This is a genomic window from Alphaproteobacteria bacterium (assembly GCA_019695395.1).
Classification (GTDB): Bacteria; Pseudomonadota; Alphaproteobacteria; order JAEUKQ01; family JAIBAD01; genus JAIBAD01.
On record JAIBAD010000027.1, the window covers coordinates 1 to 24,286 of the forward strand.

The 24,286-nt window shown below is 33.2% G+C and carries 33 protein-coding genes, 2 tRNA genes and 1 pseudogene; 17 read left to right on the forward strand and 19 right to left on the reverse strand.

The features are described from left to right. Positions 1-50: 50 nt before the first annotated feature. Both K1X44_05825 and K1X44_05830 read right to left on the reverse strand, forming a co-directional pair. Positions 51-1,250 carry a hypothetical protein gene (locus K1X44_05825; GenBank protein ID MBX7146810.1) on the reverse strand — a complete coding sequence of 400 codons (1,200 nt, stop codon included), beginning with the start codon at positions 1,248-1,250 and terminating at the stop codon, positions 51-53. A gap of 124 nt (positions 1,251-1,374) precedes the next feature. Next, the gene (locus tag K1X44_05830; protein ID MBX7146811.1) at positions 1,375-1,905 is read right to left on the reverse strand and encodes a GNAT family N-acetyltransferase; all 531 of its coding nucleotides are present in this window, start codon (positions 1,903-1,905) and stop codon (positions 1,375-1,377) included. Positions 1,906-2,020: 115 nt separating this feature from the next. Here K1X44_05830 and K1X44_05835 point away from each other — a divergent pair, with 115 nt between their 5' ends. After that, on the forward strand, positions 2,021-2,671 hold the full coding sequence (locus K1X44_05835) for a hypothetical protein (GenBank protein ID MBX7146812.1): 651 nt from the start codon (positions 2,021-2,023) through the stop codon (positions 2,669-2,671). Between the two features lies 1 nt (position 2,672). Here K1X44_05835 and K1X44_05840 read toward each other — a convergent pair whose 3' ends face one another. The 3 genes from K1X44_05840 to K1X44_05850 all read right to left on the reverse strand — a co-directional run bounded on the left by K1X44_05840 (position 2,673) and on the right by K1X44_05850 (position 3,886). After that, a complete protein-coding gene (locus tag K1X44_05840) occupies positions 2,673-3,212 on the reverse strand; it encodes a hypothetical protein (protein ID MBX7146813.1) in 540 nt (179 codons plus the stop codon). Then, positions 3,199-3,780, reverse strand: a complete 582-nt coding sequence (locus K1X44_05845; protein MBX7146814.1) for a DNA-3-methyladenine glycosylase I — start codon at positions 3,778-3,780, stop codon at positions 3,199-3,201. The genes K1X44_05840 and K1X44_05845 overlap by 14 nt, the downstream gene beginning before the upstream one ends. 31 nt (positions 3,781-3,811) lie before the next feature. After that, positions 3,812-3,886: transfer RNA gene (locus K1X44_05850), tRNA-Val, on the reverse strand. Positions 3,887-4,018: 132 nt separating this feature from the next. On the opposite strand from K1X44_05850, the gene K1X44_05855 reads away from it, so the two are divergent. Beyond that, complete coding sequence (locus K1X44_05855) at positions 4,019-4,636, forward strand: glutathione S-transferase N-terminal domain-containing protein (GenBank protein MBX7146815.1); 618 nt, start codon at positions 4,019-4,021, stop codon at positions 4,634-4,636. A 16-nt stretch (positions 4,637-4,652) separates the two neighbouring features. On the opposite strand, the gene K1X44_05860 is transcribed toward K1X44_05855, so the two are convergent. Further along, positions 4,653-5,246: a GNAT family N-acetyltransferase gene (locus K1X44_05860; GenBank protein MBX7146816.1), complete on the reverse strand. Its 594-nt coding sequence runs from the start codon at positions 5,244-5,246 to the stop codon at positions 4,653-4,655. Between the two features lie 155 nt (positions 5,247-5,401). Between K1X44_05860 and K1X44_05865 the strand changes: the two genes are divergently transcribed. Together K1X44_05865 and K1X44_05870 are read left to right on the forward strand one after the other, a co-directional pair. Next, a tRNA-Ser gene (locus tag K1X44_05865) sits at positions 5,402-5,493 on the forward strand. Between the two features lie 96 nt (positions 5,494-5,589). Continuing rightward, positions 5,590-6,063, forward strand: a complete 474-nt coding sequence (locus K1X44_05870) for a VOC family protein (protein MBX7146817.1) — start codon at positions 5,590-5,592, stop codon at positions 6,061-6,063. A 51-nt stretch (positions 6,064-6,114) separates the two neighbouring features. Here the strand turns inward: K1X44_05870 and K1X44_05875 are convergent, their stop codons facing one another. The 3 genes from K1X44_05875 to K1X44_05885 are packed head-to-tail and all read right to left on the reverse strand — an operon-like array spanning position 6,115 to position 7,567. Beyond that, positions 6,115-6,804, reverse strand: a complete 690-nt coding sequence (locus K1X44_05875) for an aspartate/glutamate racemase family protein (GenBank protein ID MBX7146818.1) — start codon at positions 6,802-6,804, stop codon at positions 6,115-6,117. A gap of 32 nt (positions 6,805-6,836) precedes the next feature. After that, entirely contained in the window at positions 6,837-7,184 is a 348-nt protein-coding gene (locus K1X44_05880; protein ID MBX7146819.1) for a GFA family protein, read from the reverse strand. Between the two features lie 17 nt (positions 7,185-7,201). Continuing rightward, positions 7,202-7,567: a DUF1428 domain-containing protein gene (locus K1X44_05885; protein ID MBX7146820.1), complete on the reverse strand. Its 366-nt coding sequence runs from the start codon at positions 7,565-7,567 to the stop codon at positions 7,202-7,204. Between the two features lie 119 nt (positions 7,568-7,686). Here K1X44_05885 and K1X44_05890 point away from each other — a divergent pair, with 119 nt between their 5' ends. Next, positions 7,687-8,238: a hypothetical protein gene (locus K1X44_05890; GenBank protein MBX7146821.1), complete on the forward strand. Its 552-nt coding sequence runs from the start codon at positions 7,687-7,689 to the stop codon at positions 8,236-8,238. Between the two features lie 52 nt (positions 8,239-8,290). Here the strand turns inward: K1X44_05890 and K1X44_05895 are convergent, their stop codons facing one another. After that, positions 8,291-9,184 (reverse strand): DUF350 domain-containing protein, encoded by an 894-nt coding sequence (locus K1X44_05895; GenBank protein MBX7146822.1) that lies wholly within the window; start codon positions 9,182-9,184, stop codon positions 8,291-8,293. 227 nt (positions 9,185-9,411) lie between these two features. On the opposite strand from K1X44_05895, the gene K1X44_05900 reads away from it, so the two are divergent. Continuing rightward, on the forward strand, positions 9,412-9,759 hold the full coding sequence (locus tag K1X44_05900) for a hypothetical protein (protein MBX7146823.1): 348 nt from the start codon (positions 9,412-9,414) through the stop codon (positions 9,757-9,759). 23 nt (positions 9,760-9,782) lie between these two features. On the opposite strand, the gene K1X44_05905 is transcribed toward K1X44_05900, so the two are convergent. From K1X44_05905 to K1X44_05915, 3 genes are read right to left on the reverse strand one after another with little or no spacing between them, the layout of a single operon-like run. Continuing rightward, positions 9,783-11,504 (reverse strand): STAS domain-containing protein, encoded by a 1,722-nt coding sequence (locus tag K1X44_05905; GenBank protein MBX7146824.1) that lies wholly within the window; start codon positions 11,502-11,504, stop codon positions 9,783-9,785. Between the two features lie 31 nt (positions 11,505-11,535). Continuing rightward, positions 11,536-11,724: a CopG family transcriptional regulator gene (locus K1X44_05910; GenBank protein ID MBX7146825.1), complete on the reverse strand. Its 189-nt coding sequence runs from the start codon at positions 11,722-11,724 to the stop codon at positions 11,536-11,538. A gap of 26 nt (positions 11,725-11,750) precedes the next feature. Next, positions 11,751-11,966 (reverse strand): DUF167 domain-containing protein, encoded by a 216-nt coding sequence (locus K1X44_05915; GenBank protein MBX7146826.1) that lies wholly within the window; start codon positions 11,964-11,966, stop codon positions 11,751-11,753. Positions 11,967-12,104: 138 nt separating this feature from the next. Here K1X44_05915 and K1X44_05920 point away from each other — a divergent pair, with 138 nt between their 5' ends. The 8 genes from K1X44_05920 to K1X44_05955 all read left to right on the forward strand — a co-directional run bounded on the left by K1X44_05920 (position 12,105) and on the right by K1X44_05955 (position 17,271). Continuing rightward, positions 12,105-13,010 carry a J domain-containing protein gene (locus K1X44_05920; protein ID MBX7146827.1) on the forward strand — a complete coding sequence of 302 codons (906 nt, stop codon included), beginning with the start codon at positions 12,105-12,107 and terminating at the stop codon, positions 13,008-13,010. Between the two features lie 5 nt (positions 13,011-13,015). Further along, entirely contained in the window at positions 13,016-13,357 is a 342-nt protein-coding gene (locus tag K1X44_05925; protein ID MBX7146828.1) for a chaperone modulator CbpM, read from the forward strand. Positions 13,358-13,455: 98 nt separating this feature from the next. Beyond that, positions 13,456-14,277, forward strand: coding sequence for a hypothetical protein (locus tag K1X44_05930; GenBank protein ID MBX7146829.1), 822 nt, complete (start codon positions 13,456-13,458; stop codon positions 14,275-14,277). Further along, positions 14,261-14,836, forward strand: coding sequence for a histidine phosphatase family protein (locus K1X44_05935; protein ID MBX7146830.1), 576 nt, complete (start codon positions 14,261-14,263; stop codon positions 14,834-14,836). Before K1X44_05930 ends, K1X44_05935 begins: the two co-directional genes overlap by 17 nt. Continuing rightward, positions 14,833-15,447 (forward strand): hypothetical protein, encoded by a 615-nt coding sequence (locus tag K1X44_05940; protein MBX7146831.1) that lies wholly within the window; start codon positions 14,833-14,835, stop codon positions 15,445-15,447. Before K1X44_05935 ends, K1X44_05940 begins: the two co-directional genes overlap by 4 nt. Before the next feature lie 24 nt (positions 15,448-15,471). Next, positions 15,472-16,056 (forward strand): TMEM175 family protein, encoded by a 585-nt coding sequence (locus K1X44_05945; protein MBX7146832.1) that lies wholly within the window; start codon positions 15,472-15,474, stop codon positions 16,054-16,056. 24 nt (positions 16,057-16,080) lie between these two features. Next, on the forward strand, positions 16,081-16,782 hold the full coding sequence (locus tag K1X44_05950) for a pirin family protein (protein ID MBX7146833.1): 702 nt from the start codon (positions 16,081-16,083) through the stop codon (positions 16,780-16,782). Between the two features lie 111 nt (positions 16,783-16,893). Beyond that, a complete protein-coding gene (locus K1X44_05955) occupies positions 16,894-17,271 on the forward strand; it encodes a four-helix bundle copper-binding protein (GenBank protein ID MBX7146834.1) in 378 nt (125 codons plus the stop codon). A gap of 5 nt (positions 17,272-17,276) precedes the next feature. On the opposite strand, the gene K1X44_05960 is transcribed toward K1X44_05955, so the two are convergent. Beyond that, positions 17,277-18,011, reverse strand: a complete 735-nt coding sequence (locus K1X44_05960; GenBank protein MBX7146835.1) for a WYL domain-containing protein — start codon at positions 18,009-18,011, stop codon at positions 17,277-17,279. Between the two features lie 74 nt (positions 18,012-18,085). Here K1X44_05960 and K1X44_05965 point away from each other — a divergent pair, with 74 nt between their 5' ends. Next, positions 18,086-18,406, forward strand: a complete 321-nt coding sequence (locus K1X44_05965; protein MBX7146836.1) for a hypothetical protein — start codon at positions 18,086-18,088, stop codon at positions 18,404-18,406. 9 nt (positions 18,407-18,415) lie between these two features. Next, positions 18,416-18,685, forward strand: a complete 270-nt coding sequence (locus K1X44_05970; protein ID MBX7146837.1) for a TfoX/Sxy family protein — start codon at positions 18,416-18,418, stop codon at positions 18,683-18,685. Positions 18,686-18,769: 84 nt separating this feature from the next. On the opposite strand, the gene K1X44_05975 is transcribed toward K1X44_05970, so the two are convergent. Then, complete coding sequence (locus K1X44_05975; GenBank protein MBX7146838.1) at positions 18,770-19,009, reverse strand: hypothetical protein; 240 nt, start codon at positions 19,007-19,009, stop codon at positions 18,770-18,772. Positions 19,010-19,201: 192 nt separating this feature from the next. Between K1X44_05975 and K1X44_05980 the strand changes: the two are divergent. Then, a pseudogene (locus K1X44_05980) lies at positions 19,202-19,423 on the forward strand (plasmid stabilization protein). A gap of 13 nt (positions 19,424-19,436) precedes the next feature. On the opposite strand, the gene K1X44_05985 reads toward K1X44_05980, so the two are convergent. The 4 genes from K1X44_05985 to K1X44_06000 all read right to left on the reverse strand — a co-directional run. Continuing rightward, positions 19,437-19,889 carry a lysozyme inhibitor LprI family protein gene (locus K1X44_05985; protein ID MBX7146839.1) on the reverse strand — a complete coding sequence of 151 codons (453 nt, stop codon included), beginning with the start codon at positions 19,887-19,889 and terminating at the stop codon, positions 19,437-19,439. Between the two features lie 125 nt (positions 19,890-20,014). Then, entirely contained in the window at positions 20,015-20,470 is a 456-nt protein-coding gene (locus K1X44_05990; protein MBX7146840.1) for a hypothetical protein, read from the reverse strand. A 624-nt stretch (positions 20,471-21,094) separates the two neighbouring features. Then, positions 21,095-21,322, reverse strand: coding sequence for a hypothetical protein (locus K1X44_05995; protein MBX7146841.1), 228 nt, complete (start codon positions 21,320-21,322; stop codon positions 21,095-21,097). Between the two features lie 8 nt (positions 21,323-21,330). Beyond that, positions 21,331-24,286: hypothetical protein (locus K1X44_06000; GenBank protein MBX7146842.1), on the reverse strand; the 2,956-nt coding region annotated here is incomplete at its 5' end.

Genomic DNA, 24,286 nt, shown 5'->3' on the forward strand with positions numbered 1-24,286 from the left:
TTAATAAAGCCTAATAAGTCATCTATCAGGCTTTATTAATATATATTGTTTTAAAGATTTTTTAGGTCTAAACTTGCTGTTAAAAATGATTGATAAGTATTTACATTATTAAGTTTAGAACTTTCTGTTATACCAACCAGATCGACATCAAATCCAGCTATAGCTTGCCTTAAAACAGATCCATCACTTTCTGCTACAACAGGAATCATCTTAAATAAATCGCTAACTGATATACGGGTAGAATATGTTTCAATATATTCTATATTAGAATAAGTATCTATTATACCGGATATTTTATAAGTAGTCGTAAAAGTTGTAGGATTAACATATCTAAATGTATATTGAGCCAGAAGACCCGGAATATCGAATGAATCTATAAATTTAATTGTATCATCATCAGCTCCACCATCAATTTGATCCGAATATTTATCATGGTAATTTATAATTGTATCATTTCCTGCCCCTGCCACAACAACAGTTAACCCAGATTCGGAATCCCCTGTCATAAAAGGAGTACTTGCCGTTATAATTAAATCATTACCGTCCCCCCCTAAAAGAGTTGTATCACCATAATCACCATATAATGTATCATTACCACCACCGCCATTAAGAACATCATTACCACCATAACCATCTAACTTATCATTATCATCTCCACCATACAAAAAATCACTATAGTTTTCATTACCTGCAAGAATATCATCTCCATACTCACCGTAAATTGTATCACCAGATTCATCAAACCCTCCTTCTATAGTATCATTACCGTCCCCACCATAAAGAGTATCATGTCCATTTCCACCTCGAATAAAATCATCACCATTCCCACCAGATGCTACATCATCCCCATCTGCGCCAGAAAGAAAATCCTTTCCATTACCTCCTAATAATGTATCATCCCCATTATTGCCAAAGAGGTTATCGTCATTATTACCACCAAACAATACATCATTACCATCCCCGCCTTCAACTACGTCATCACTGTCACCAGCCCAAATATTATCATCACCATCATCACCATATAATACATCTTCATCATTCGCACCCAATATAACATCATTTCCACCATAACCATGAATGGTATTTCTTTCTTCATCTCTTCCTGTTAAAAAATCATTACCATTTGTACCATCCGCGATTAGATTTTCAAAAAATAGGAAAAGCTTATTTTTAGATGTAGTATTATCAGAAAATAAATTAATTAAATTTTTATTTTTTAACAAAATTACAGAATTTCTAAAAAATTGCATAATATCTCCAAAATTAATTGTTAATTTAAAATAATTAACTTTATTATGTAATAATTTTATTAATGTCAGAAATATTTTTTAGCTATAAGTTGAAAGCTATTAGCCATAAGTATAAAAATTTATATCATTTAATATTATGATAATTAGGATTAAACCAGGCTAGTGGGATATCTGCCTCAATTGTGTTTTTATCCCATTTTAATCTATGCATCAATTTCCCTTCCCGTATAAATCCCATTCGTTCATAAAGGGCAAGAGATTTGGTATTCGTTTCATTGGTAAATAATTCAATTCGTAAAATATCAGGCCGTTTTGTCTTAACAAGTGTTTGCAAAGTCCCAAGCAAGTTTTTTCCAACACCCATCCTATGAAAATCTGGATCAACCGCAATAGTTAATTCCCCTAATACATGATTAAAGATCCTGGGTTGTAGGGGATAGCAATGTACCTCCCCAATAATTTCTGTGGAAATAGTTGGATGGTCAACAACCAGATTAAACCCATTAGGCATAGATTTTTTCATAAAATCTTTGATATAGTCAATTGATACTTCATCCTCTCTTACAGCAATACCTCCGCTAATTCTGGCAACTTTTTTATAAAGGGCTTGGATTTTTAATTCATCATCGGGGGTTGAAGATCGCACATTATGCATAGATTTTTTACCTATATTAAGTAACGAAATAATAAAAACTATTTAAAATTTCATGATTAACATATATAAAAAAACTATCGAAGTATATTAAAATATTTTAAATAAGGAAAATCTGATGTTTCGTTTTTTTAAAACATCTTTAGTAAAAATAATGTTTATATTTTTATGTCTAATCACAGGGCTTGAAGCTAATGCTCAAGGCCGTAGAGCTACAATAAAAAATAGTATTTTAAGTACCGTTAATTTTCAACAACCCAAAGATTTAACCTTTGGTGAATTTTATAATATTCCAGGACCTAAGAACGAAGTTCTTAAAAATGATCCGCGTTATGAAAACCAAAGATTAGCCCCCTTTCTTAATCCTTTAAATATGAGTGAAGGTGATCCTGTCATGATTAGTGGATGGGCTAATTATATTATTCGCCAAAAGGATAATACGTACACAATTCAAATCATCGCCAACACAATAAGTGATGGCCGATGTGTTATTGCAGCCATCCCATCAGATACATCCAAACTAGTTCAAGATGAAAAATTAAAACCAGCCTTGCATGAAGCAAGAAGAATTGTCGAAGAGCAAATGTTACAAAAAAAAGAATTAAAAATAGGCCAAGAAAGATCCATTGTATCGACACCTGTTCAAGTCGTTGGACAACTTTTCTATAATACCAGCTTTATTATGTCGGAGACCAATAAAGGTAAAAAAGACTGCACGTCCAGGTCCATTTGGGAAATTCACCCTGTCACATTTATCAAAGCAAATTAATTTATTGTTCTAATTGCTTTATAAGTTTTTTAGCCCTGCTTTTCATAGCAGGGCTTCCTTTTTGTAACGCATTCTTAACAATATTTATTGTTTCCTGGATATAAATTGGATCTTGAAGGGCAATATCTGTTAAAGCCTGAAGAGCGAAAGTTCGAACAATTTTGCTTTGGTCTTTTAAAAATTCTTTCAAAAGAATAAATGCCGTATCCCTTTCCTTTTTTGTTAGAGATAAACGTGGTAAAATTTGGGCCAAATGCCAGCGCACCTCTTGCCTTGTAATCTTTGATACTTTATTAAGGATCTGCTTTTTAAAAGGTTTAAGTATTAAAGGATTATGGGCAGAAATTTTTTCAAGCGCATCAGCAGCGCGCATTCGCACACCCTCATCTGAATAAAAAATTGCCGCAAATAAATCGGCTATAGGTAATTTATTTTTTTGAACTTGGTCAATAATATAATTAACCTGTCCGATTGAACGAAGGTCGGATCCAGAAAGCAAGGTAATAACATCATCTCTATCAATATTATTATTTTTTACCATTGACTTTTGTATAACGGAAACAATCAATTGTATGATCACTCACCATGCCAACGGCCTGCATAAAGGCATAGCAAATGGTGCTTCCAACAAAACGGAAACCTTTTTTCTTTAATTCTTTGCTCATCAAATCGCTTTCTTTTGTAAAGGCCGGCACTTGCCCCCTTTGTCGCCAAGAATTTTTTATGGGTTTTCCATCAACAAATTGCCATAAAAAATCGCTGAAGCTTTCTGTTTCTTTAATTTTTAAAAAAGCTTTGGCGTTGCTTATGGTCGATTCAATTTTTAAACGATTGCGGATAATTTCTGGATTTTGACATAATTTATCAATATCCTTTTGGGTAAATTTACTTATTTTATGGGCATCAAAATTCAAAAAATGTTTTTGATAGGCCTTTCTTTTTTTGAGCACAGTCTCCCAACTTAATCCTGCTTGGGCACCTTCTAGAATAATCATTTCAAAAAGCTTTTGATCATCATAAATGGGTACACCCCATTCATGATCATGATAATCAATATAAAGTTGATTATCTAAATTAACCCAAAAACATCTTTTTTGTTGTGTTGGCATGTGTTAATGACCATGTGATCAAAATATATAATGGTGGACACGACTGGGATCGAACCAGTGACCCCCACGATGTCAACGTGGTGCTCTGCCGCTGAGCTACGTGTCCTTTCATAAATTCGCATAGCATGGCTTTATGTGCTTGGCAAGTAAGCAATAAAAAGATAAGCTTATTTTACCGTGTCTATTTTTATTGGTCAAATCTACAATCAACTTTTACCCTATAGTTTTAAAGGTTTCCATGATCGAACTTTACAGTTGGCCCACCCCCAATGGCCATAAAATTCATATTGCCCTAGAAGAATTAAATTTATCCTATAATCTTCATCCCATTGATATTACCAAGGGTGATCAATTTAAATCTGATTTTCTTAAAATAAACCCTAATAACAAAATTCCTGCCTTGGTTGATTCAGATGGCCCCAACCAAAAACCCATTGCCATTTTTGAATCCGGCGCCATTTTAATTTATCTGGCCGAAAAAACAGGGAAGCTTTTGTCAGAGGATCCTATTCAAAGGATAACAACACTTCAATGGTTGATGTTCCAAATGGGGGGCGTTGGACCGATGTTAGGACAAATTCATCATTTCCGTCATTATGCCCCCGAATCTATTCCCTATGCGATTGATCGCTATACGAATGAAGGTAAAAGACTTTATAAAGTATTAGATCAAAGGCTAGGATCACATGAATTTTTGGCCGATGATTATTCTATTGCGGATATTGCCACCTTTCCTTGGATAAAATTATGGCCAAGACAAGACATTAATATTAATGAATTTCCAAATCTAAAACGATGGCATGATCAAATTAATAATCGCCCGGCTGTTCAAAAAGGATTAAAAGTTTTTGAATAATTTAAATAATAAAATTTTATTTAAATAAAAATCCCTCAAGTTTTTGCTTAACCTCTGGCCATTCTGGTTGAATAATGCTGAAATAAACAACATTCACATATTCACCATCTTTCTGAGCCACCCAGCGAAATTCACCCTCTTTCTTAGCACCAAGACGTAAAATGGCCTGTTGAGAACGATGGTTAAAAGACATTGTTTTAAAAACAACGCGGACAAATTGTAAATCTTCAAAACAATGTTTTAATAACAAAAATTTGCATTCAGTGTTAACTTTTGTACGCATAACCTCTGGAGAAATTGTTGTCCATCCAATTTCCAAAAATTTTCCTTGGGTTGAAATATCAGCAAAACGTGTTGTTCCCACAATTTTATTAAGTTCCATATCAAAAATTGTAAAAGGAATAATTTCTTTCTTTGCAACACCGGCCAGGGCAATTTCCATATAATTCTTTAAATCTTCTTTGGTTTGGACCTTTTCAACCCGATATTTCCAGGTATCTTGCCACTTATTATCAGCAAGTATTGCTGTATAAAGGTCATCCAGATGATTAATATCCATAGGAATTAAATGCACCCTTGACCCTTTTAATGAAACAGAACCGATTTCCATAATATCTACCCAACTATAATTTTAAAAATGTAGCGATTATTCGTTAGTATACATTAAAATACATATTTGTGTAAAAGCATTGACAATATAATCATTTGCCCTTTAAAAATAGAACAGCATACGTCGTGACTAATAAAGCTGCTCATTAATTCTGCGGAGGGGTGGCCGAGTGGCTGAAGGCGACGGTTTGCTAAACCGTTATAGGGATAAAACCCTATCGAGGGTTCGAATCCCTCTCCCTCCGCCATTATTTGAACTGCCATTATTTGAACAATAAAATTCATTATTAACAACGCCTTGTTAATCAACATCCATTATTTTTATATAAATAGGAAGGACAATTATGAAGAAGAACACAATCTGTCTTTGGTATAATCATAATGCTGAAGAAGCCGCAAAATTCTATGCCAAAGTTTTTCCAGATAGTACTGTTGGCGCGATATGTCGTGCACCATCCGATTTTCCAGGTGGTAAAGCAGGCGATGTTTTGACCGTTGAGTTCACTGTATGTGACATACCATGCCTTGGCCTTAATGGTGGTGACATGTTTAAGCACAATGAAGCCTTCTCTTTTCAAATAGCAACCGAAAATCAAAAAGAAACGGATCTTTATTGGAATGCTATTGTTAACAACGGTGGTACTGAAAGCGTATGTGGTTGGTGTAAAGATAAATGGGGTATATCATGGCAAATTACACCACGTGTTTTAACCGACGCCATGGCACAAGGTGGTGATGTCGCAAAACGCGCGTTCAAAGCAATGATGGATATGCAGAAAATTGATGTTGCAAAAATCGAAGCAGCAATACGCGGTTAAGCGTTTTGATATAGAAAGCAGTACTTAAATCTATAGTATAGACAATTATAATTAAGATAGAGCAAAATCCACAGCAGCCTGTGCATGGAGCAAGGTGGTATCAAAAACAGGTACAGATACATCTTCCTGTTTAATGAGCATACCGATTTCTGTACACCCAAGAATAATTCCTTCCGCACCCTGTCCAATCAATTCATTGATAATTTCAATATATTGGGTTTTAGATTTTTCATTCACAATACCATGGCATAATTCATTATAAATAATGTCATGAATTATTGTGCGTTCCATATCATTGGGAGTAATGGTTTTAATGCCATTTTTTAATAGGCAATTTTTATAAAAATCTTGTTCCATAGTAAAACGTGTGGCCAATAATCCAACCTCTTTTACTTGTCGGGGTTTAATTACAACAGCTGTGGCATCAGCAATATGGATCAAGGGCAAATCTGTTTCTTGTTCAATTGCGTCCACCATTTTATGCATGGTATTGGTACAAATCACCAAAGCATCTGCCCCCGCTTTTTTAAGACGTAATCCAGCATCAATCATTAAATTTGTTGCATGATCCCAATTTCCTGCAGATTGAAGTTCGGCAATTTCATTAAAATCAAAAGACCAAAGCAAAAGCTTTGCCGAATGCAAAGACCCAAGGCGTTTTTTAACCAGCTCGTTAATCAGACGATAATAAATGGTTGTGGATTCTGGGCTCATCCCACCAATAAGGCCAAGAATTTTCATACTAATTTTTAATTTGTTTAAAACATAAATTTTTATAAACTTTTACCATCATATTCAGTCACAGGAAATTTACTTACATCTATATCATCTAGGCAACGCACATTAATTGCACGCATAACTGTACCTTGAGGTAAGGTACCTTTACCAAACGAACTTATCCCACAATGTTTGCAAAAAAAATGATGAATATTTTTTTTACCAAATTGATAATCACCCAAGGATTCAGAACCTGATATTAATTTAAAATTTTCATCCGATGTAAAGGCCATTAAATGCCCCTTTTTAGAGCAAATTGAACAATTACAAGATACAACCTTATCAATTTCCATATTTACTTCAAAACGAACATTACCACAATGGCATCCACCTTTATATTGCATAAAAAACTCCTTAAAATTTAATTACCTTTTAAATCAACAATTGTTTCAAACCCACCATACACCATACGTTCAAAATCGAAAGGCATATCCTTACATTCATCTTTAAGACGTTGATCTGCCATAACCTTGGCGTTCACTTCATCCCGGTGGGCACGTGATTTAAAAACAATGAACGAAAATACAACTATTTCATCTTGCTTAGGATTCATTACTTTAGAAAATGACAACATACCATCTGCCACATTGGTATCTTCAGCCACATTTTCTTTAAAATCCAAGGCCCCATATTCAATCCAAATTTTAGCAGCTTTGGTTGCCAGTTGTTTATAAAGATCAATTTTATCTTTATGCACAGGAATTAAAAAACCGTCAACATATGTCATCAAATTCTCCTAATAAAAAATTTTTATCAATATAATAACAAAAGTTAATTTTAAATCTGATTTAAATTTGCTATTATTTAATCATTAATTATAAATACATTTTTTTAAAGGGCAATTTCATGAATTTTTTTAATGATAGGGAACTTGCTAGACGATTTAAAGCAGAAACCGTTCCCCCAAAAGAAAGATTTTATTATTTAATAATCTATATTTTATTTTTTGAAATTATTAATTCATCCTTATTTAATAATTGGATTAGTGAGGTAGAAGAACCTTCATGGTGGGTGGATGGGTTTAATTTAGCAATTATTTTCTTTGGTACCATTTTATGTTATTGTGCCAATGCAAAGGGTGATAATAAAGAATTTATTGAACGTTATATTTGTATTGGTTTTCCAATTGCAGTACAGGTTTTTATATTAGAAGTTGTACTTATTGGCATAATTAATTTTACAACTGGTTTGGGTATGTTTATCAGCAAAATGTGGTATATAGCAGCCATGGCAATAAATGGCACATCTCTTAGCCGCGGAGAAATTGATATTCAAGTACACAATATGTTTGGCAATATAATTACTGTAACAGAAATTGAAAATATGATATTAGAATTTATTGTAGGTCTTTATTTTTATCTGCGATTACGATCATCTATTAAAATAGCAGCGCACTAATTTTATGTAATGAAGGAAATTAAAAATAAATTTAATTTCCTTCATTTATTCTTTATAACTGTAATATTAATAATCCTATTGAAATATAAATTACAGCTTGCAAAGCACCCACCGCAACATTTTTTTGACGCACAACCTCATCATTAATATCTGCTTTATAAAGAATAATTTGGCAGGTAAGCCAGCTAAGAACCCGCCAAATAATTACAATTCCAATAAGCACAATAAACCAGGCAGCCAATATATTTATAATATTATATTCATCATAAACCACAATTTGTGCAGCTGTGGCAATGGCAAAAGCAGCGCCAATTTTCTCGCCAGCAAAACGTACAGCCAATGCAATATTATTTGTATTTAATTCATTATAAAAATCTGCATCTTTATTCAATCTACCAAAAAATTTAATAGCTATCACAGTCATCACAGTTAAAACGATTTGGGATAAAGCATATCCACCCAACAAAATTGTTATCCCTTCAATGGATGCGGCTGTTACCCAAATCATGATCGCGCGAATAATAATGGCAGCAGCTAGAACATTACCTGCATCAGCAATGGCAACCGCTATATTACCTTTAACAATCTCATCCCGAATTAATATCGAAGATAAGGTAATTTTTTCAAAAATCATACGGGTCAATGCCATAAGTAAAATACCAAAAAGACCAAATAACCCAACCGAAAGAGCAGAATCAAATATGGTACTATCCCCATCCCCATAAACCGTACCACTTAACATAATAGTAACCGCCAATGTAGCTGCTGCTAATGAAATGCCAAAGGCCGGATTATCTTTTTTAAATAATTCGTGGGATGTATTAATATGGACAATCGCACCTAAAAATAAACGTAAAAGTATAAATAAAACAATAACAATAGATAAATTAATCAATTGGATCATATTGTAATAATGATCCCAGTAAATCATTTCTGTTATATTCATTTTTTTACCTTTCGCAAATTAATATTATCAAATTCTTAGCAGTACAATTATTATTTTTATCTGATTTCTTTTAAAATAGCTTTTTTTACCTAAATTAAGTATAGTCAAAGAAGCAATTTTTATAAAGAAATTATAGGTACTTTAAATTTTCTTTATAAGATTTGACTCCAATCAACCATTTAAATTTAAATGCTTTTAACATTTCTTAATTAAGAAAGGATTTCTATGTGAAAGCACTAATTTATCAAGGGCCTGGAAAAAAAGAGTCAAAGCTGTTGGCATTTCTGCCACTTTGTAATGTGAAAATATTATTGCGCCAGATGTATACTACCACTAATATTGGTGTACATGGTGTTAAAACTGATCTTCATCTTAAAAAAACTTTGGGGCATAATATTACTATCACAACTAGATTGGTTGATACTATAATAACTCCAACATTGTTAAAAACTGTACAATCTAATAAACTTAATCCTAAACAATTGATTACACATCATTTTATTTTGGATAAAATTTTAGAATCTTATGAAATTTTTCAATCTGCATCTAACCCAGGCTTTAAAAGTTATTATTAATGTGTAAAGCAAAAAACAGATTCTTATTTTTGTTTTAATAGGATGACAGCTTGATCTAAAGTTTCAACTGCATAAATTATTTTTTGAATATGATAAGGCAATTTCTGCAAAATCTTTCCTATTATATGTGAATGACCACAAAGGATAATTTTTCTATCTTTTCTTTGAAAGTCTAAAATCATTGTTTTCATTGCAACCAAACCACTCATATCAATAAAAGGTACATTTTGCATATCAATAATTAATGTGGAAATATGATCCTGGATAAAACCAGTACGATCAAATGCTTTTTCAATAGTGCCAAAAAAGATTGATCCATTGATATGATAAATCATTACATCATTAGGAAGATTAAAATGTTTTGAATGTGGATGATGATTTATAGCACCATGACTAATTTGTGATTGGGTTAATCTTGCAATATGTTGAATAAATAAAAAGCATGAAAGAATAACCCCAGCAGTTATTCCTATAACCATATCTGTAAATACTGTTAAACTAAAACAAGTAAGTAAAACAATCGTATCACTAAGTGGTGCAATCTTAATAGTACGAACAAATTGCTTATAATGGGACATATGATATGCAACAACAAGTAACAAGGCTGCCAAGGATGCCATAGGTATATAAGACATAATAGGCGCAAATAACATAACATATCCTAAAAGCATAACAGCATGAAAGGAAGAAGCTAAAGGTGTTTTAACTCCATGATGAATATTGGTTGCTGTTCTGGCAATTGCGCCGGTTGCAGGAATCCCTAAAGCTAAACCTGATAAAATATTTCCTATACCTACAGCCATTAATTCCGCATTGGGATGGTGTTTGCTTCCTGTCAAACCATCGGCAACCACAGCTGAAAGCAAGGATTCTAAAGCACCAAGTGTAGCAATGACTAAAGCAGGTATAATTAAATGGCGAATTTCTTGAAAAGTTGGTAAGGCAAATAATTTAGAATGATCTAATCCAAAGAAATGAAAAGTTGGAGAAAAAGGTGGTATGCCATATCTTATTTCTCCATTGGAAAGAAAGTAACTAAAGCGATTGCCAATTGTTGCAATATCAAATCCATTCTGGGCCAAAAGATAAGCTAAAATAGCACCCATACTAATACCCACTATAGGTCCTGGAATCTTAGGTATAAACCATTTCGAAGTCAACATAATGATAAGAGACACCATACCAATCAATGTCTCTTGCCAATGGAAAGAAGGTATAGCATTAATAATCAATAAAACTTTATCAACATAATTACCTTGTAATTGATTAATACCTAATCCCAAAAAATCATTAAGAGCCAAAGTTGCAATAACTACAGCAATAGCAGATGTAAAACCAGTGGTGACAGGGTAAGGTATATAATTAATATAACGACCCAACTTCACCATTCCAAAAATAATTAATAAAATACCAGCAAGAATGGTTGCAATAAGCAACCCTCGCAGTCCATAAGTAGTAACAATAGGCGCAACAATAACAACAAAGGCTGCTGTTGGACCAGTAACTTGAGGAATAGAACCACCAAGCAATGGTACAATAATTCCTGCAACAATCGCTGTATAAAGACCATGCTGCGGAGGAAGGCCAACCGCAATCGATAAAGCCATGGCTAAAGGTAAAGCTACCAATGACACAATAAAACCAGCACTTAAATCACTTTTAAAGGTTTGGAAATTATAACCCTTTTTCAAAGAATTTCTAAGAGCAATACCCAAAGGAAATAGAGTACAAATTTTTAATATCATCTGACGTTAATGCTTATTCTTACACATTTTATTATTCATTTTTTGTCTTCCAAATAACGTTATGTTTATTTAAAAAATCGCGGATCATTTGGCGCAGTACCTGCGAGGGAGTTACATCCAAATGGTTACATAAATTTTCAAATACTTTTTTCTTGTTGGGATCAACAAGGATTGTAAGACGTGCTGTTCTTTCTTCTTTAATTATTTTTCTAGGTTTCATTCTATTTTAATCAGCTTATTACTATTTTAATGGCCTTGAATTATTGCTAAATGTGATTGTGGCACTTTCAAATATTTTGCTAATAAACGAAGCATCGCATTATTGGCTTGGTTTTGATCCGGTATTGCTGTGACATAAATAATTAATCTTTCTTCACCATTAGGTAAAAGACGCATATTCCCAATACGGTTAGATGAAGCTTTAGGAATTAAACGAACAGCAATAGTTTTTGTTTCAATCATAGATGATTTTAATTATAATCATATTATAATATAATTGCAATTTAACTTTAATAGTTAAAAATCAAAAATCAATCTCATTCTTATCAATTAAGCAAAAGTACTACTTGCATTTATTAGTAACCTCATGTGTAATAAATTATGGCAAAAAATCCATATGAAATTTTAGGCGTGGCTAAAAATGCAAGTGATGCAGACATAAAATCTGCTTTTCGTAAACTTGCCAAAAAATACCATCCAGATTTAAATCCGGGTAAAAAAGATATTGAGGTAAAATTTAAAGAAATTACCACGGCCTATGATCTTTTATCTGATAAAGAAAAACGTGCATCTTACGATCGGGGTGATATTGATATGGAAGGACAACCCACCCAACAGCAATTTTATCGGGATTATGCCCAGGGACCACAGGCAAGACGGTATTCCTATCAATCAAGTGGTCAAAGACCAGATATTGATTTAGATGATTTATTTGGGTCATTTTTTAAAAGCAGGCAAGGTAATTATGATGAATATCACCCTGACTTTAACCGCGGGTCTGCAGATACACATTATACCATTGAAATTGATTTCCTAGAAGCAGCTAAGGGTGGGAGCAAACAAGTAACCCTTCCCGATGGACGTAACCTTAGCATCACAATTCCTGAGGGTATTGAAGAGGGAAAACAATTGCGTCTCAAAGGTCAAGGGGGCAAAAATTCCCGTGGGCAAAATGGTGATGCCTATATTGAAATTCATATCAAGTCCCACCCCTTTTATACCCGTAAGGGAAATGATATTTATACAGAAATTCCCATAGGATTTCATGAAAGCATATTGGGCAGTAAAATTCAGGTCCCTACCATTCATGGGTCTGTTGATATGACCATACCCAAGGGTGCCAATAGCGGGGCAAGTTTACGGTTAAAAGGGAAAGGTATTAAAGGCGCAGATCAATTTGTAAAATTAAAAATTGTAATGCCCCCAACAATTGATTCTGATTTAGAACAAATAATTAAACAATGGTCAAACAAGCACAGTTATAATCCACGCCAAACCAGAGGATAAAACTTATGATCACAATTGACGAAGTTTTATTAAAATTAGAAAATAATTTGGGCCAGGTGACGTTAGACCGGGTAACATTAGAAAATTACATTGATCGTGACTGGGTGCGTCCTATTGTTGAGCATCACGTCTTTTATTTTGAAGAAATTGATATTTATCGTATCAAACTGGTCCATCAATTACATCACGAATTAATGATCAATGATAATGAGATGGATATTATTTTAAATTTATTAGATCAGGTTTATGAATTACGCTCTTGTATTAAAACAGTAAAATCCGCAATTGATCACCAACCTAAAGATATCCAAGAAAAAATATATTCTTATCTACAAAAACATGAATAAAATAATTTTAGTTTAATGATTGGCAGACTGTTGCTAAAGGAAAAACACCCAAACTTAATCGCAATCCTAATAATTCTATTTTACTATTTAAAGAATGAATGGAAGAGATGAAATATAAATTCTACTCTGTTGCAGTACACAGTTCATTAGGATTCAAAAAAATTGATCCATTTTATTTTACATATCAAAATATAGATTTCAAATACATTCCAAGTTTTATTCAGAATCATTCAGATACTTTAATAGGTCAATTTAATTCTGATGAAAACTCAGACAAATGTTATAAGATTATTACACAATTTTTGAGCGCCCTAGCTTTAGCTGATAATTATAAAATATTGCCAGAACCTGGACAGTACCAAATATTGAATAGTTCTTTAAGAGAATATAAAGGTGGCTATAGCACTTCCTATAGATTAATTTCTGTTGAAGAAAAAGTTAATGATTTATGTGAAGTAGTTATAATAAAAAATGATGACCAAGTAGCTCTATCCAGTTTGTATAGGCAAGCACTCGCTAATCATAATGTATACTCTAAATTTTTATTTTTTTGGCATTCCCTAGTTTATCCTTTTGAAGATGATAATCGTGCTGTTGATTATATTAACAATACAATTCATATACTATTCTTGGATGATCAACAAAAAATCAGTCAAATTTTAAATAATCCATTATTTACCACAAAAAAAGTAAATTTTGGTAAGTATGTTAAACAAAGTGTTCGGCATGCTATTTCTCATATTATCAGATACAACAATAAAAAAAGCCTGGAATTAGATTGTCTATCTGAAATCCAACATATAAATATAATTAATAAAATTTTAAAAAAATTATCAAAACATAGATTAGAAAATTGTTTTGACCTAAATAAAAAATACCTTTTAAATTTTAAATATGATCAAAATGACCTTAGTTCATAAATCATTTTATTTTATGCGGCATGGGGAAACGGATTGGAATAAACAACATCGTCCCATGGGCCAGCAAGATATTGATCTCAATGATCGTGGTTTGCAGCAAGCCAAAGATTCAATTGGGTTATTACACAACATTAAATTCACCACCATTGTTACCAGCCCGTTGAAACGTGCCCATCAAACCGCAGAAATTATTACCCGATCAATTCCAAAACCCATTCATATTATTGATGAATTGAAAGAATGTTCTTGGGGATCGATTGAGGGTAAGGTCCACCATGATGAATCCTGGTTCGAACAGTGGAGCCAGAATGGATATATAAATGATGCTGAAATATTCAATGATTTTAGCAAACGTGTTATTGATGGATTAAATCATGCCCTGCAATTACCTGGTCCCATTTTGGTTGTAGCCCATGGGGGTGTTTATTGGGCCATTCATAAAACATTATCCATGCCCTTTGTTAATTTACCAAATTGCACCCCGGTTTATTTCCAGTCCCCTATCCAGCCTAACCTATCTTGGATGGTATGCAATCTACATGATGAAGGGTTTGAATGAATATATCCTATCAAAACAATAGAGATATATTATTATATATGAATCATATAGAGAAAATTAGAGAGAAATTACTCTTTATTTATGATGTTCTTACAAATAAAATATCGTTACAATCAGAAACTTATAATAATGAAATAATTGCATTACAATTTAGAAAAATTTTAGAACTTATAGCTTTTTCTTCTTTAATAGCTAACAAAGAAAAATACTCTTATGCGTATGAAAAGTGGTATATGCATTATAAATCAAAAAGTATTCTTAAGTGTATAGAAGAATTAAATCCACAATTTTATCCAGATCCTGGAGTTTTAGAAAATGATCCTTTTACAAAACTATTTATTTTTAAATCTAAAAAGTGGGCAAATGATTATCTAACACAAGACGATTTTGAAGAACTTTATGATTATTGTAGTGAAATACTTCATATAAAAAATCCATTTAACACAAAGTCACATGGACAAAAATATTCTTGGACAGAATGGTCAGATAGAATTTTGAGATTATTACATTCATATTGGTTAGAATTACCTGACACAACTGATTCATGGTTAGTTTCTATGCTAAAAAATGAACCGGTCCAAGTAGTATATTTAGGAAAAAAGACTAATTAATTGATAAAATAAAAAGGAAAACCCATGAACACAACACGGCTTGAGGCATTTAGCGATGGTGTAATTGCCATCATTATCACCATCATGGTTTTGGAATTGAAGGTACCCCATGGTGAGTCTTTTGCTGAATTGCAACCTTTGGTCCCTACTATGTTAAGTTATGTTTTAAGTTTCGTTTACGTAGGTATGTATTGGAATAATCACCATCATTTATTGCGCGCTGCCGATAAAATTAATGGGATGATTTTGTGGACAAATCTACATTTGTTATTCTGGTTATCGCTTATACCTTTTACAACAGGATGGATGGGTGAAAATCATTTTGCCCCCTTGCCTGTGGCCCTTTATGGATTTGTGCTATTTATGGCGGCTGTTGCATATAATATCTTGACTGTATCTTTGCTTCATCTCCATAACAGAAGTGCCATGATAACCAAAGCCCTTGAAAAAAATTACAAAGGTATTATCTCTGCAATAATCTATGCAGGTGCAATGCTTTTATCATTTGTTTATCCATGGATTTCGGTTATTTTATATGCTGCTGTGGCAGTAATGTGGATTATCCCTGATCGTAAAATAGAAGAACAAGTGGAAAAACATCCTGAATAGCAACTATTCACTTAAGGATTAATCATGATAAAAATACGTAAATCAAATGACCGTGGTGAAACCAAAATTAATTGGCTTCATGGTAAACATAGTTTCAGTTTTGGTGGATACCAAGACGTTAATCATATGGGTTTTGGTCATTTACGTGTGATTAATGAAGATATTGTTAAACCAGGCATGGGATTTGCCCCCCATTCCCATCAAAATATGGAAATTATTACCTATATCCTTGATGGTAAATTGGAACATAAAGATTCATTAGGTAATGGATCAATTATTGTACCGGGTGATGTCCAGCGGATGAGTGCAGGCACCGGTATCACCCACAGCGAATTTAATCCCCAAAAAGATCATCTTGTTCATTTATTACAAATTTGGATTATTCCTAACCAACAAGACATAACCCCATCCTATGAACAAAAGAATTTTTCACATAAACGAAAAAATAATCAATTAACTCTTTTAGTATCTCAAGATGGGCGTAACGATAGTTTACGTATACATCAAGATGCTTCTATGTCTGTATTGGATTTAGATGCCAATCAATCTTTTAGCCATACAATAGAAAAAGATCGACTATTATGGGTTCAGATGGCATCGGGTCAGGCTGTTATTAATCAACATATGGTTAATCAAGGTGATGGAATAGCTATTCGCGATGAAAAGGATTTAATTTTCAAAGCAGATCAAAAATCAGAAATTCTTATTTTTGATTTAGCAGCCTAATAAATCTAAATTTATGCATTCTTTATAATTTACCTACATACTTTATATTGTTAGATAACAATTAATAGTTTTATATTTTGTATGCACGACTGTTCATTCAGGGAGGAAAACATGAATATGAAACTGGATCCTACACATATTAAAGAATGCATTTCTCTTTGTTGGGATTGCCGCACAGAATGCGAAGAAACACTTTATAATCATTGTCTTGTTGTGGGTGGCAAACATGCAGAGAGCCGGCATGTTAAATTGATGACAGATTGTATTCAAATATGTCAAACAACAGCAGATTTTATGGTACGTAATTCAGAATCATATTTATCTGTGGTAAATGTTTGCGCCGATGTTTGTGAAGCATGTGCCGAAGCATGTGAACAAATTGGGGGTGAAAAGATGAACCATTGTGCTAATCTGTGTCGCCTTTGTGCCCAATCATGCCGTGCATTTAATAAGCAAAATAAAAAAGATGTTAAAGTTGCCAGCACATAAAATTATTAAATTGAATTACCATATATACCTACAAATTTTAAAAACAACTTCGTCGAATGCAATGTAAAATTACTTGCTTGAATATCAGCTTTCATAATCCGATCAATTCTAAACAATCTTATATCATTTTTTAAATGATCCCAGGTAAGTAAATACCACACAGGCCAATTAAGAAATAAATACTGTGGTTCAACAACACGTCGTGTTTTTTTATTATCTTCATCCACATAATATATCATAAGATTTTTCATGCCGAAAAAAGCTTCATGAATTTTATATATTATTGATGAGGAAGGTTGTTTATATTTATGAACAACATTTAGAGATGCTTGATTGCCAATTAATATTCTTTTTCTTAAAGAAAGAATCTTGTCTTTTTGCACCGATGGAAAAATAGCATAAATTTTATTTCTCACAGTTTTTAAATGGGTTAAAAAAATTTTTGATCCTATTTTCTCCATAATTGCTAAACTTAGCAAAAGATCTACTATTTCATAATAATCAAAATTAATTTTACCAATGCTCCAATATTTATAAAGGCGGATACCACCTCCTCTACCCAAAGATGATTCAATAGGTATACCTTTGTTTTTTAAAAGGTCCAAATCACGCATTAACGTTCGATGACTAACACCAATTTTTCTTGCTAATTCATTGGCTGTAAAAAAATCATCCGATTTTAACAATGCCAGCAATTCATCTAGACGATTAATTCTTATTTTATCTGCATTTCGACCCATAATAAAATATGTCTTATTATGTCATATTTATCAATATCATTATTAAAAATCATTATTTATGGAGTATGTATATTATGACCAATATTATTGTTGAATGGGCGCCATTTGTCTTAAAAACTAATATTGATGAACAAAAGTTTTTAATCGCATCAGATATTATGCAACAGCAATTTTTATCAAAACAAAAAGGATTTATTAGACGTGATTTACTTAAAGAAGAACAAGGGTATTATGCAGATTTAGTTTACTGGCAATCTAAAAATGATGCTGAAGAAGCTGTAAAAGCTTTTAAACAAAACATCTCATGTCTTAATTACCTAGAATTCATGGATAAAACAGGTCATATTAATTTACAAATATGTATAGCACATTTTGTTCTTATAAAAAGTTATTAAATAACAGGTATGAAAACCACTAATTCAAAATGCTTATCAGATATGAAAAACCTTGGTGCTGTTTCCGTAAGGCAACTTTATGAAATTGATATTAAAACCCCTAAACAATTAAAGAAATTGGGTGCCGTTGAAACTTGGTATCGTCTTAAAATGGTATTTGGAAAAGGAATAACTTTAAATTTTCTTTATGCTCTTGAAGGCGCTATCCAAAATTGCGATTGGAGAAAATTACCAACCCATATTAAAAATAACTTAAAGAAAACTGCTAATAATAATTAGCAATTAATAGATTCATTTCTTAAAAATTACATAATCTAATAGAAAGGGTTTCTATTACGAACCCTTTCTATTACAAATTGTAGTTTATGATCTAGGACCAGGACCTGCCTTCACTTCTTTTTGAACTGATGCTTTTTCTTTACTATTATCATTGCTTTCTAAATTAATTGTATTAGAAAGTGGTGGCACTGGTGCAATATACGGGGCAGGAGCAGGTTCTCTTGTAGGTTCTGGGTTTGGTTGGGTAATAATATTATCAGCACAAGCGCTTAAACCAAGTCCAATTAAAAAGCTAGATAATAAAATAAGTTTATTTTTATACATTTGCTTAATCCTTAAAATAATTTTATTAAAATAATTTTAATATATTTTTTTTTATTTTATAATAAAAAAGTAAAAATTTTATTAATTTTAAAATAAATTAACTTATAATAGCCTCTTTATAATATTACAATTTTTTAATTATTTAATTTTTATTTAATTTTTGTCATCCTTTTCTTAAAAAGGAGTTATCAAATGCCCCGTGGTGATAAAGATAAATATACATCAAAGCAAAAACGTCAAGCCGAACATATTGAAGAAGGTTATAAAGAACAGGGCGTTTCAAGCAAAGAAGCAGAAAAGCGCGCATGGGCCACCGTTAATAAAGTTCATCATGGAGGTAAAAAGCCCGGAGGAAGTGGGAGAGATAAAAAAGAAAACCATGAACCTATGAGAAAAGGTGGATCAAAGGGCGGCAAACATTAATAATCTAATTTTTATTTTTATAATCATTATACATGGATTGAAGTTGCTGTCCCCACAAGATTCTTGCTTGAAACAGACATCCCATTTTATCATCTTCATTTGTATTATTTTCTAATTTATTCCATAAATCACAACTTTGTTTTATATATTCTTTCCATGCCTGATGGGTGCGGGTTAGGTCACTTTTAAAATTGTTTGGTAAAATACCTAACAAGCGAGAATAAATTTTTTCAACATTGCTTTCTAATTTATTTATTTCATCTTGGATACAACCAGCCAGAGCATAGGGGGATTGATTACCTGCTTTTTCAACACATTTATTATATTCTGCACCATAAATTATATTATCTTCTTCATCCGCCCAAATATTTGTAGGGTAAATAAATACAGAAAATATTGTTAAAAATAGAAAGCAAAATTTTAATAATAAAGTTTTATGCGTTATATCTTTGACCATATTTTCTTGCTTTCAAAAGGAAATATATTTATAGCGGTAACCCGTTATATTAGAGTTTTATATAATATAATGATGTTTTAAATATAATGGACCATAATGCAAGATATTTCATTTGAAAATATGTATTAGACATGAGCTGTCACAGCTGAACGTTTAAGGGCTTTAATTTCCATTTGCTTTAATTTGTCAATATTGGGATTACGTTTTTTTATCCCATATTTGTCTGGGTTTAGTTTTGAAGCAATCCATTTCATTGTACCAATCACCATACGGGTATATGTTAATTTTTGGCTAATACTAAGCGATTTTTCATGATTAGCTAAAAAACTTTGTGCATCTTTAGCAATCTTGGCTACCCTATCTACTATCATATCTGATTGAATCCGCCTTGCCTTAATATAAAGATTATAAAAATCTGTTTCTTCTAATAACCAGGTTATAATTTGGTCTATGGGTGGTAATGTTTGATCCTGCTCACAGATCGTTTTCAATTCATAACCCATAGCTATTTTAACGCAAATTTGTTTAGCTAAAATTGGATCATAGGTAAAGGAGTGAGAAGATCCTAATAATTCTGACATGCAAAATCCTTTCTTTAGATAAGATACAAATAAAGATTAATCAAATAAGGTTGATATAATTAGAAAATTATATAATCAGTCCTGATATAATTATGCGTGATAGTCATTTAAGCGCAAAAACATGCCTTTTGTAAATTATGACCCAATGTTGGCTATCTAAAAAATTACCTAAAAACAAATTATCCAGAAATTTTGGCATCGCAACCTCCATAAAACAAAGTTTTTCCAAAGAAAAAGGCCCAAATTAATAAATCAATGTTGATTAAAAAAACTCTTTGATATGCCTATTCCTATCAAATTCCTATGAATTTGTCAAGTAAATTCTTATTATTTTTAAAATCCTATAATTAAATACCTATTTATCAATCAGTTAAAAATAATAGCTACAATATTAATAAGATATAGCCTTTACCTCGTACTAATGTTCCATAGCATAATATTCATACATAATCTATTAACTCTTCTGTCCATCTAGCGATACCTTCCAATCGACAATTTGCAAAATTAACGTTATCAAGTGTACCACCCATTAAATTACCCCATACCTCACAGCTCTGATCTAGATATTGCTTCCAATATTATGAGCCAATTCCACATCATATCTTTTTTCTTCAGGAAATTTTTTTAATAATTCTTCATATTTTTTTCAAGTTTTGGGTTCCATCTTTCTATTTCTTCGCCCGCACATTGAACAAGTCCATTCATTGATCTACCATTAGGGGCATCCAAACATTTTTTATATTCAGAACTATAAACTGTATTATCATTTATATCTCCAGCTAAAGCAAAAGCATAGTTTGAATTAAATATGTAAAATACAATTAATATAAATAAAGTTATTTTGTACTTCATAAAATTTCCTATTTCTTAAATATTTGTCCTGTATTATGCCAGCTCGTTGATAGAATAGGATCCAGGGTGGCAAGCTGGCTGGTTGAGAGAGATGTTTGCCCCATTGTTGGTTCTGTTAACGATGCCATCGCCCCACGTAACCGCTCAATACTGGTAGCATCTATCCAATCTCCATTCGATGTTACTAACTGTGCTACTTGTTTGTTGGTATCTTTATACCATCCCTGGATCGTAAGCTTATCTTCACTTCCCATAATACGGATCACTAAATCATCTTCTTGTCTGCTAAACCATAATTGACCGGTGGTAATATGATCACCGAGAACAATCTGATCTAAGGCTTGATCTGTATGGGTGTTGTCTATTTTATCCTGACCATAGCCACGTCCAAAGATATAGGTATCAGATCCTTCCCCACCTATTAGGGTATCATTCCCTGCCCCACCATCCAGTGTGTCATCACCCTCTAACCCTTTCAGTGTATTGTTTCCATTATTGCCGGTAAGTGTGTTAGCAAGCATATTTCCAGTTCCATCAATAGTTGAGTTACCTTTCAGTATTAGATCTTCTAAATTATTACCTAGGGTCCAGCTTATTGTGGATTCTACACCATCACGACCTTCATTGCTGTTTTCGGTAATAGTATCAGCTGCATCATCTACTATATAGATATCATTACCTTTGCCTCCAACTAATTGATCCGCTCCTTTACCACCATCCAGACGATTGTTACCTGTATCACCAGTTAATTTATCCGCAAAAGATGACCCCTTTAAATTCTCAATCAAGCTCAGCTTGTCTCCTTCTGCATCTCCACCTTTGGCCCTATAGGTACCATCTATCGCTGCTTTTAAGAGATCAACCTCTACACCCACAGTAGAATCCTGGTACGATGCTGTATCAATTCCTAACCCACCATCCAATGTATCAGCTCCAACACCGCCTTGCAGAATATCATTACCGGATTCCCCGTAAAGAATGTCTTTACCATCACCACCTACTAATTCGTCATTACCGTAATTGCCATACAGAATATCATCTCCTAATTTACCAAAGAGGATGTCGTCCCCATTCATGCCATTTAAGGTGTTGTTCCCATCATTACCGGTTAGAATGTTATCAAGATTATTTCCAACACCATTTAGATTTGATGTTCCAGTTAGTGTTAAATTTTCTAGATAGTTACCAAGGGTGTAAGATAGTGAGGCAAGTATTGTATCATATCCTTCATTATCTTTTTCAATGACCTGATCTGAACTATCTACCACATACACATCATCACCCTTACCACCTGTCATCACATCTGAACCAGCCTTACCATCCAATACATTGTTCCCATCATTTCCATTCAGGATATTATTAAGAGCATTCCCAGTGGCGTTGATATGACTTAATCCAGTAAGAGTTATATTCTCTACATTGTCTGATAAGGTATAACTTACAGATGCTTCCACACTATCTGTACCTTCACCCACATTTTCGGTAATGGTATCTCCACTCTCATCTACAATGTAGACATCATTCCCGCCTCCGCCTGCCAGGCGGTCAGATCCTTTACCACCATCAAGACGATTATTATAGGTATCTCCTTTTAAGATATCATTGAAGGCTGATCCAATTAAGTTTTCAATCGATTTAAAGCTATCCCCCTCTGCTTCACCACCCTTGCCACGATACGTTGTATCTGTTGCAGCTTTCCCTAAATCAATTTCTACTCCAGAGGTGGAGTTTTCATAGGTGGCTGTATCAATCCCACTTCCACCATCAAGACTATCACTTCCGCCCCCGCCTGCCAGGCGGTCGTCGCCATTACCACCAGATAGGCTATTCTTACCTGCATTACCTTTGATACTGTTATTGAGATCATTACCCGTTCCATTTAAATCAGATATTCCTGTAAGGATCAGATCTTCAAGATTATTTCCAAGTGTATAAGTAAGTGAGCTTTCAACCTTATCACGACCTTCATTACTATTCTCAGTTACGATATCACCAACATCGTCAATAAGATAAGTATCATCGCCTTTACCACCTACAAGAGCGTCCTTACCCTTACCCCCATCTAATCTGTTATTCCCATCATTACCTTTGATGGTATTGTCACCATCATTACCTGTCGCATTAATGTTTGATGTACCAGTTAAAGTCAGATCTTCCAAGTTAGCACCCAATACATAACTGATAGAACTTTCTACCCGGTCTTTTCCTTCACTAGCATTCTCAGTTACACTATCACCTGCATCATCCACCACATACACATCATCACCAATTCCACCAATCAATGTATCAGATCCCTTACCACCATCCAAGCGGTCATTACCAGCATTACCTGTAAGTGTGTTATTCCCAGCATTACCAGTAATAATATTATCCAAGCTATTCCCAGTCCCATTAATCGAGGTGGAACCAGTTAAGGTTAAATCTTCTATATTGCTGCTAAGAGCATAAGTAATGGAAGATTCAATACGATCTTTTCCTTCACTTACATTCTCAGTGATTACGTCACCTATATCATCTACTACATAGGTATCATCACCTGTACCCCCAACCATTATGTCTTTGCCTAACCCACCATCGAGGCGGTCATTACCGGCATTACCCGTAAGTGTATTATTGCCTGCATTGCCAATGATTACATTATCTAAACTATTACCTGTCCCATTAAGATCCGAGGTTCCAGTAAGTGTTAAATCCTCAATATTAGCCCCTAACGTATAGGTGACCGAACTCTCAACTTTGTCTCTACCCGCACTTGATCCTTCAGTTACGGTATCGCCACTATCATCCACCACATACACATCATCCCCAAACCCACCAGCCATTGTATCTGATCCAACACCACCATCTAGGCGATCATTACCAGCCCCACCATCTAAACTATCCTTACCTTCACCACCTTCAAGACGATCTTCTCCATTCTCTCCATACAAAGTATCATCTCCAGTTCCACCTTGCAGCAGATCT

What these genes read in the sequence shown, in the direction of transcription:
- K1X44_05825 (MBX7146810.1), bottom strand. Translation starts at nt 1,250, where the DNA reads ATGCAATTTTTTAGAAATTCTGTAATTTTGTTAAAAAATAAAAATTTA.
- K1X44_05830 (MBX7146811.1), bottom strand. Translation starts at nt 1,905, where the DNA reads ATGCATAATGTGCGATCTTCAACCCCCGATGATGAATTAAAAATCCAA.
- K1X44_05835 (MBX7146812.1), top strand. Translation starts at nt 2,021, where the DNA reads ATGTTTCGTTTTTTTAAAACATCTTTAGTAAAAATAATGTTTATATTT.
- K1X44_05840 (MBX7146813.1), bottom strand. Translation starts at nt 3,212, where the DNA reads ATGGTAAAAAATAATAATATTGATAGAGATGATGTTATTACCTTGCTT.
- K1X44_05845 (MBX7146814.1), bottom strand. Translation starts at nt 3,780, where the DNA reads ATGCCAACACAACAAAAAAGATGTTTTTGGGTTAATTTAGATAATCAA.
- K1X44_05855 (MBX7146815.1), top strand. Translation starts at nt 4,019, where the DNA reads ATGATCGAACTTTACAGTTGGCCCACCCCCAATGGCCATAAAATTCAT.
- K1X44_05860 (MBX7146816.1), bottom strand. Translation starts at nt 5,246, where the DNA reads ATGGAAATCGGTTCTGTTTCATTAAAAGGGTCAAGGGTGCATTTAATT.
- K1X44_05870 (MBX7146817.1), top strand. Translation starts at nt 5,590, where the DNA reads ATGAAGAAGAACACAATCTGTCTTTGGTATAATCATAATGCTGAAGAA.
- K1X44_05875 (MBX7146818.1), bottom strand. Translation starts at nt 6,804, where the DNA reads ATGAAAATTCTTGGCCTTATTGGTGGGATGAGCCCAGAATCCACAACC.
- K1X44_05880 (MBX7146819.1), bottom strand. Translation starts at nt 7,184, where the DNA reads ATGCAATATAAAGGTGGATGCCATTGTGGTAATGTTCGTTTTGAAGTA.
- K1X44_05885 (MBX7146820.1), bottom strand. Translation starts at nt 7,567, where the DNA reads ATGACATATGTTGACGGTTTTTTAATTCCTGTGCATAAAGATAAAATT.
- K1X44_05890 (MBX7146821.1), top strand. Translation starts at nt 7,687, where the DNA reads ATGAATTTTTTTAATGATAGGGAACTTGCTAGACGATTTAAAGCAGAA.
- K1X44_05895 (MBX7146822.1), bottom strand. Translation starts at nt 9,184, where the DNA reads ATGAATATAACAGAAATGATTTACTGGGATCATTATTACAATATGATC.
- K1X44_05905 (MBX7146824.1), bottom strand. Translation starts at nt 11,504, where the DNA reads ATGATATTAAAAATTTGTACTCTATTTCCTTTGGGTATTGCTCTTAGA.
- K1X44_05910 (MBX7146825.1), bottom strand. Translation starts at nt 11,724, where the DNA reads ATGAAACCTAGAAAAATAATTAAAGAAGAAAGAACAGCACGTCTTACA.
- K1X44_05915 (MBX7146826.1), bottom strand. Translation starts at nt 11,966, where the DNA reads ATGATTGAAACAAAAACTATTGCTGTTCGTTTAATTCCTAAAGCTTCA.
- K1X44_05920 (MBX7146827.1), top strand. Translation starts at nt 12,105, where the DNA reads ATGGCAAAAAATCCATATGAAATTTTAGGCGTGGCTAAAAATGCAAGT.
- K1X44_05925 (MBX7146828.1), top strand. Translation starts at nt 13,016, where the DNA reads ATGATCACAATTGACGAAGTTTTATTAAAATTAGAAAATAATTTGGGC.
- K1X44_05930 (MBX7146829.1), top strand. Translation starts at nt 13,456, where the DNA reads ATGGAAGAGATGAAATATAAATTCTACTCTGTTGCAGTACACAGTTCA.
- K1X44_05935 (MBX7146830.1), top strand. Translation starts at nt 14,261, where the DNA reads ATGACCTTAGTTCATAAATCATTTTATTTTATGCGGCATGGGGAAACG.
- K1X44_05940 (MBX7146831.1), top strand. Translation starts at nt 14,833, where the DNA reads ATGAATATATCCTATCAAAACAATAGAGATATATTATTATATATGAAT.
- K1X44_05945 (MBX7146832.1), top strand. Translation starts at nt 15,472, where the DNA reads ATGAACACAACACGGCTTGAGGCATTTAGCGATGGTGTAATTGCCATC.
- K1X44_05950 (MBX7146833.1), top strand. Translation starts at nt 16,081, where the DNA reads ATGATAAAAATACGTAAATCAAATGACCGTGGTGAAACCAAAATTAAT.
- K1X44_05955 (MBX7146834.1), top strand. Translation starts at nt 16,894, where the DNA reads ATGAATATGAAACTGGATCCTACACATATTAAAGAATGCATTTCTCTT.
- K1X44_05960 (MBX7146835.1), bottom strand. Translation starts at nt 18,011, where the DNA reads ATGGGTCGAAATGCAGATAAAATAAGAATTAATCGTCTAGATGAATTG.
- K1X44_05965 (MBX7146836.1), top strand. Translation starts at nt 18,086, where the DNA reads ATGACCAATATTATTGTTGAATGGGCGCCATTTGTCTTAAAAACTAAT.
- K1X44_05970 (MBX7146837.1), top strand. Translation starts at nt 18,416, where the DNA reads ATGAAAACCACTAATTCAAAATGCTTATCAGATATGAAAAACCTTGGT.
- K1X44_05975 (MBX7146838.1), bottom strand. Translation starts at nt 19,009, where the DNA reads ATGTATAAAAATAAACTTATTTTATTATCTAGCTTTTTAATTGGACTT.
- K1X44_05985 (MBX7146839.1), bottom strand. Translation starts at nt 19,889, where the DNA reads ATGGTCAAAGATATAACGCATAAAACTTTATTATTAAAATTTTGCTTT.
- K1X44_05990 (MBX7146840.1), bottom strand. Translation starts at nt 20,470, where the DNA reads ATGTCAGAATTATTAGGATCTTCTCACTCCTTTACCTATGATCCAATT.
- K1X44_05995 (MBX7146841.1), bottom strand. Translation starts at nt 21,322, where the DNA reads ATGAAGTACAAAATAACTTTATTTATATTAATTGTATTTTACATATTT.